This window comes from Burkholderia sp. E168m23, from assembly GCF_016586125.1.
Lineage (GTDB): Bacteria > Pseudomonadota > Gammaproteobacteria > Burkholderiales > Burkholderiaceae > Burkholderia > Burkholderia orbicola.
The window spans coordinates 1-4,141 of record NZ_BCPP01000661.1; the positions used below are offsets into that span (position 1 = coordinate 1).

4 protein-coding genes and 1 pseudogene are annotated in these 4,141 nt (G+C 65.4%); all 5 read left to right on the forward strand.

The genetic code is table 11. The features are described from left to right. The first annotated feature begins 237 nt into the window (after window positions 1–237). The 5 genes and pseudogenes from JMF90_RS26900 to JMF90_RS26920 all read left to right on the forward strand — a co-directional run bounded on the left by JMF90_RS26900 (window position 238) and on the right by JMF90_RS26920 (window position 3,986). Window positions 238–528 (forward strand): co-chaperone GroES, encoded by a 291-nt coding sequence (locus JMF90_RS26900; RefSeq protein WP_011694564.1) that lies wholly within the window; start codon window positions 238–240, stop codon window positions 526–528. Between the two features lie 12 nt (window positions 529–540). After that, window positions 541–2,181, forward strand: a complete 1,641-nt coding sequence (gene groL, locus JMF90_RS26905) for a chaperonin GroEL (protein WP_011694563.1) — start codon at window positions 541–543, stop codon at window positions 2,179–2,181. Window positions 2,182–2,306: 125 nt separating this feature from the next. Beyond that, window positions 2,307–2,624: pseudogene (locus JMF90_RS26910) on the forward strand (LysE family translocator); the annotation flags it as partial. A 516-nt stretch (window positions 2,625–3,140) separates the two neighbouring features. Further along, window positions 3,141–3,332, forward strand: coding sequence for a hypothetical protein (locus JMF90_RS26915; protein ID WP_236598044.1), 192 nt, complete (start codon window positions 3,141–3,143; stop codon window positions 3,330–3,332). Between the two features lie 132 nt (window positions 3,333–3,464). Beyond that, entirely contained in the window at window positions 3,465–3,986 is a 522-nt protein-coding gene (locus JMF90_RS26920; protein WP_011694560.1) for a PTS sugar transporter subunit IIA, read from the forward strand. Window positions 3,987–4,141: the final 155 nt, after the last annotated feature.

Sequence of the window (4,141 nt, forward strand, 5' to 3'; positions counted from 1 at the left end):
CTCGCCGATTCGATTCCGTTCGTGAAGCGCGTGCTGGCCGGCGAGACGATCCGCCCGGTCTGTTCGCCGGTCCCGCAGCCCGCCGTGTCGCAATAACGGGCCCACCCGCTTTGCACGACGGCGCGAATGCTTGTGCAAATCCGTTATTGGATCGCGCCGCCGCGCATTTTTATACTCGTCAGCACTCTCTGTTAAAGAGTGCCAGCCAATTTCGACAGAACAGGACAGGACGAAAAAATGAGCCTACGCCCCTTGCACGATCGCGTGATCGTGAAGCGACTCGATCAGGAAACCACCACCGCGTCGGGCATCGTGATCCCCGACAGCGCCGCCGAAAAGCCCGACCAGGGCGAAGTGATCGCCGTCGGCCCCGGCCGCAAGGACACGGACGGCCAGCGCATCGTGCCCGATCTGCAGGTCGGCGAACGCGTGCTGTTCGGCAAGTACGCGGGGCAAGCCGTCAAGGTGGACGGCAACGAGTTTCTCGTGCTGCGCGAAGAAGACATCGTCGCGGTCGTCAATCAATAACGGAGCGCAATCATGGCAGCCAAGGAAATTCTTTTCAGCGACATCGCACGGTCGAAGCTGACCGAAGGCGTGAACATCCTCGCGAACGCGGTGAAGGTCACGCTCGGCCCGAAAGGCCGCAACGTCGTGCTCGAACGCAGCTTCGGCGCGCCCGTCGTCACGAAGGACGGCGTGTCGGTCGCGAAGGAAATCGAACTCGCGGACAAGCTGCAGAACATCGGCGCGCAACTCGTGAAGGAAGTCGCGTCGCGCACCAGCGACGCAGCCGGCGACGGCACGACCACGGCCACCGTGCTCGCGCAGGCGATCGTCCGTGAAGGCCAGAAATACGTGGCGGCCGGGCTCAATCCGCTCGACCTGAAGCGCGGCATCGACAAGGCCGTCGCGTCGGCCGTCGAGGAATTGAAGAAGATCAGCAAGCCGACCACCACGAGCAAGGAAATCGCGCAGGTCGCGACGATCTCCGCGAACGGCGAGGAGTCGATCGGCCAGCGCATCGCGGAAGCGATCGACCGCGTCGGCAAGGAAGGCGTGATCACGGTCGAGGACGGCAAGTCGCTCGCCGACGAGCTCGACGTCGTCGAAGGGCTGCAATTCGATCGCGGCTACCTGTCGCCGTATTTCATCAACAATCCGGACAAGCAGATCGCCGAGATCGAAAGCCCGTACATCCTGCTGCACGACAAGAAGATCTCGAACATCCGCGACTTGCTGCCGGTGCTCGAACAGGTCGCCAAGTCGGGCCGGCCGCTGCTGATCATCGCGGAAGACGTCGAAGGCGAAGCGCTCGCGACACTCGTCGTGAACAACATCCGCGGCATCCTGAAGACGGTCGCGGTCAAGGCGCCGGGCTTCGGCGATCGCCGCAAGGCGCTGCTCGAGGACATCGCGATCCTCACCGGCGGCCAGGTGATCGCCGAGGAAACGGGCCTGACGCTCGAGAAGACCACGCTGGCCGAACTGGGCCAGGCGAAGCGCATCGAGGTCGGCAAGGAAAACACCACGGTGATCGACGGCGCGGGCGATGCGAAGAACATCGAAGCGCGCGTGAAGCAGATCCGCGTGCAGATCGAAGAGGCCACGTCCGACTACGATCGCGAGAAGCTGCAGGAACGCGTCGCGAAGCTCGCGGGCGGCGTGGCGGTGATCAAGGTCGGCGGCGCGACCGAAATCGAGGTGAAGGAGAAGAAGGACCGCGTCGACGACGCGCTGCACGCCACGCGCGCGGCCGTCGAGGAAGGCATCGTGCCGGGCGGCGGCGTCGCACTGATTCGCGTGCGGCAGGCGATCCGCGAACTGAAGGGTGCGAACGCCGATCAGGACGCGGGCATCAAGATCGTGCTGCGCGCGCTCGAGGAACCGCTGCGCCAGATCGTCACCAATGCGGGCGAGGAAGCGAGCGTCGTCGTCGCGAAGGTCGCGGAAGGCACGGGCAATTTCGGCTACAACGCGCAGACGGGCGAGTACGGCGATCTCGTCGAATCGGGCGTGCTCGATCCGACCAAGGTCACGCGCACCGCGCTGCAGAACGCGGCGTCGGTGGCCGGGCTGCTGCTGACGACCGATGCGACCGTGTACGAAGCGCCGAAGGATGCGGCGCCGGCCGCCGCACCGGGCGGCCCGGGTGCGGGCGGGCCGGGGTTCGATTTCTGACGACGCAGCAGCGTGCGCGCCGGTTCGCCGGCGTGCGTGCGGTTGAGTAGGATCGTGCAACGCGTGGCGATGGAAGTCGTCACGCGTTGTGTACTTTGGCGCGACGCAATACGATTGCCGGCGGGCCGATTGCCGCGCCGGCCGCGACGTCCGGCTGGCGCGCGGCGAGAAAAGGCTACGTCGCCAGCATGACGAACCCGAAGTCCGTCGCATTCTACGGCAGTATCTTCGCGCTGAGGGCGCCGGCCCATGCGCCGGCGTGGCTCGATCTGTCGGTCGTCGTGCTGTCGGTCGCGACCCCGGCTGCGTGGTATTGCACGATGGCGCTGCTCGCGTCGCGTCCGTCGGTGCGCCGGTTGCTGGTCCGGCGCAAGGCCGCGCTCGATACGGCCGCCGGACTGTTGCTGATGGCAGTGGGTGGGCGGATGCTGGCCGGACGTTGATTCGCGGCGTACTCGTCCGTCTCGAACGCTCACCGGCCATACCGGCCCGACGCCCCCCGTCTCCGGCGCGTGCGTAACCGGATTCACGCACCTTTACGACCTTTTTACTTGCGCCCGCGCATCCGTTCGCTAGAATGGATTCGCCATCCACTACCGAGCACGCGCCATGCGCATCCGAAGTCCTCGTCCTCCGGGTTGCTTCTCCGCCTGACAGGCCGGACGCCTGCGTCTCCTTCCCGAGCCACCGTCCCGCCGACAGGCGGACGGTGCGCGCCGTGGTCCTTCCCGTGCATGCTTGAACACGACGTCGATTCGGTCGTCCCGCATCGCACATCGCAATGCGTGCGACACGTTCCGCGTAACGGCACGACATCGGTCTGCCGATCCGATCCATTTATTTTGCATCACTGATTTTATTCACGGGGATTCTCGCTTCCGAAGCCGCGCGCGCCCCGTCTCGATCGTCTTTCATACAGGAGCAATGGAATGATGCTGGGCTTGACGTTCTGGAAACACGTGATCGGCGCGCGAACCCATGCTCTGCGCGAGGACCGGACGACGGCGCACGGCCGACACCGCCGGGTGTCGAGAACGCTCGTGCTGGCGAGCGCCATCATGGCGTTCGCGGCAATCGCATTCGGCGCGCCGGTCGTCGGCATTTCAGTGTTTCTGCTGACGACGCTGCCGTTCGTGCTGTCGGGAACCTGAGGGCGTCCGTATCGCGCGCGGCGGCATCGGCGCTCGATACGAGATTTTAATGCCCGGCCCCCGCGTATCTGACACCGTCTTTACGCGGGTTTGTCTAGGATTCCCCTGTCATCCCGACACGGAGAGATCCGCATGCAAACGCATCAGGCCGCCGTCGACGGCCAATCCGACCGCCCTCAGCAACGCGGTGGCACGCCGTTCGCGACCGCGCTCGCCGACGCCTGTCCGCCGGACAATATCCTGCTCGACGTACCGGTGGAAAGTGCGATCCAGTTGTTCGACCTCGTCGCTCACCATGTCGCACGCGACAGCGGCGTATCCGCGGAACGGATCCGGGCCGAACTGATCAAGCGCGAACAACTCGGCTCGACCGGCCTCGGCCAGGGCGTCGCGATTCCGCATGCGCGCGTCGACGGGATCGGTTCGGCTGTCGCGCTGTTCGTCCGCGCGCGATACCCGTTCACGTTCAACGCGCCCGACCGCAAGCCCGTGCGCGAATTCGTCGTGCTGGTGCTGCCGCACGCGGACGACCGTGCACACCTCGAACTGCTCGCCGACGCCGCGCGATGGTTCAGCGAACGCGCGATCCGGCAAGCGTCACGCGACGCACAAACGCCCGACGAGATTCGCCGACTCATGCAACGCACTGTTTGATCGAGCGTCGCGCAACGACAGGTATCCCCTTCATCCTTTCGAACGCCAATGTTCCCAGACCCTGACACTCCCACTCGACGCGTGGCCGGCTTGGCCCGCTCACTGCCATTCATGCAGGCGCTGCACGGACAGACCGTCGTCATCGTCGACGGTGG

Coding starts and splice junctions, on each gene's coding strand:
- JMF90_RS26900 (WP_011694564.1), top strand. CDS start 238: ATGAGCCTACGCCCCTTGCACGATCGCGTGATCGTGAAGCGACTCGAT.
- JMF90_RS26920 (WP_011694560.1), top strand. CDS start 3,465: ATGCAAACGCATCAGGCCGCCGTCGACGGCCAATCCGACCGCCCTCAG.
- groL (WP_011694563.1), top strand. CDS start 541: ATGGCAGCCAAGGAAATTCTTTTCAGCGACATCGCACGGTCGAAGCTG.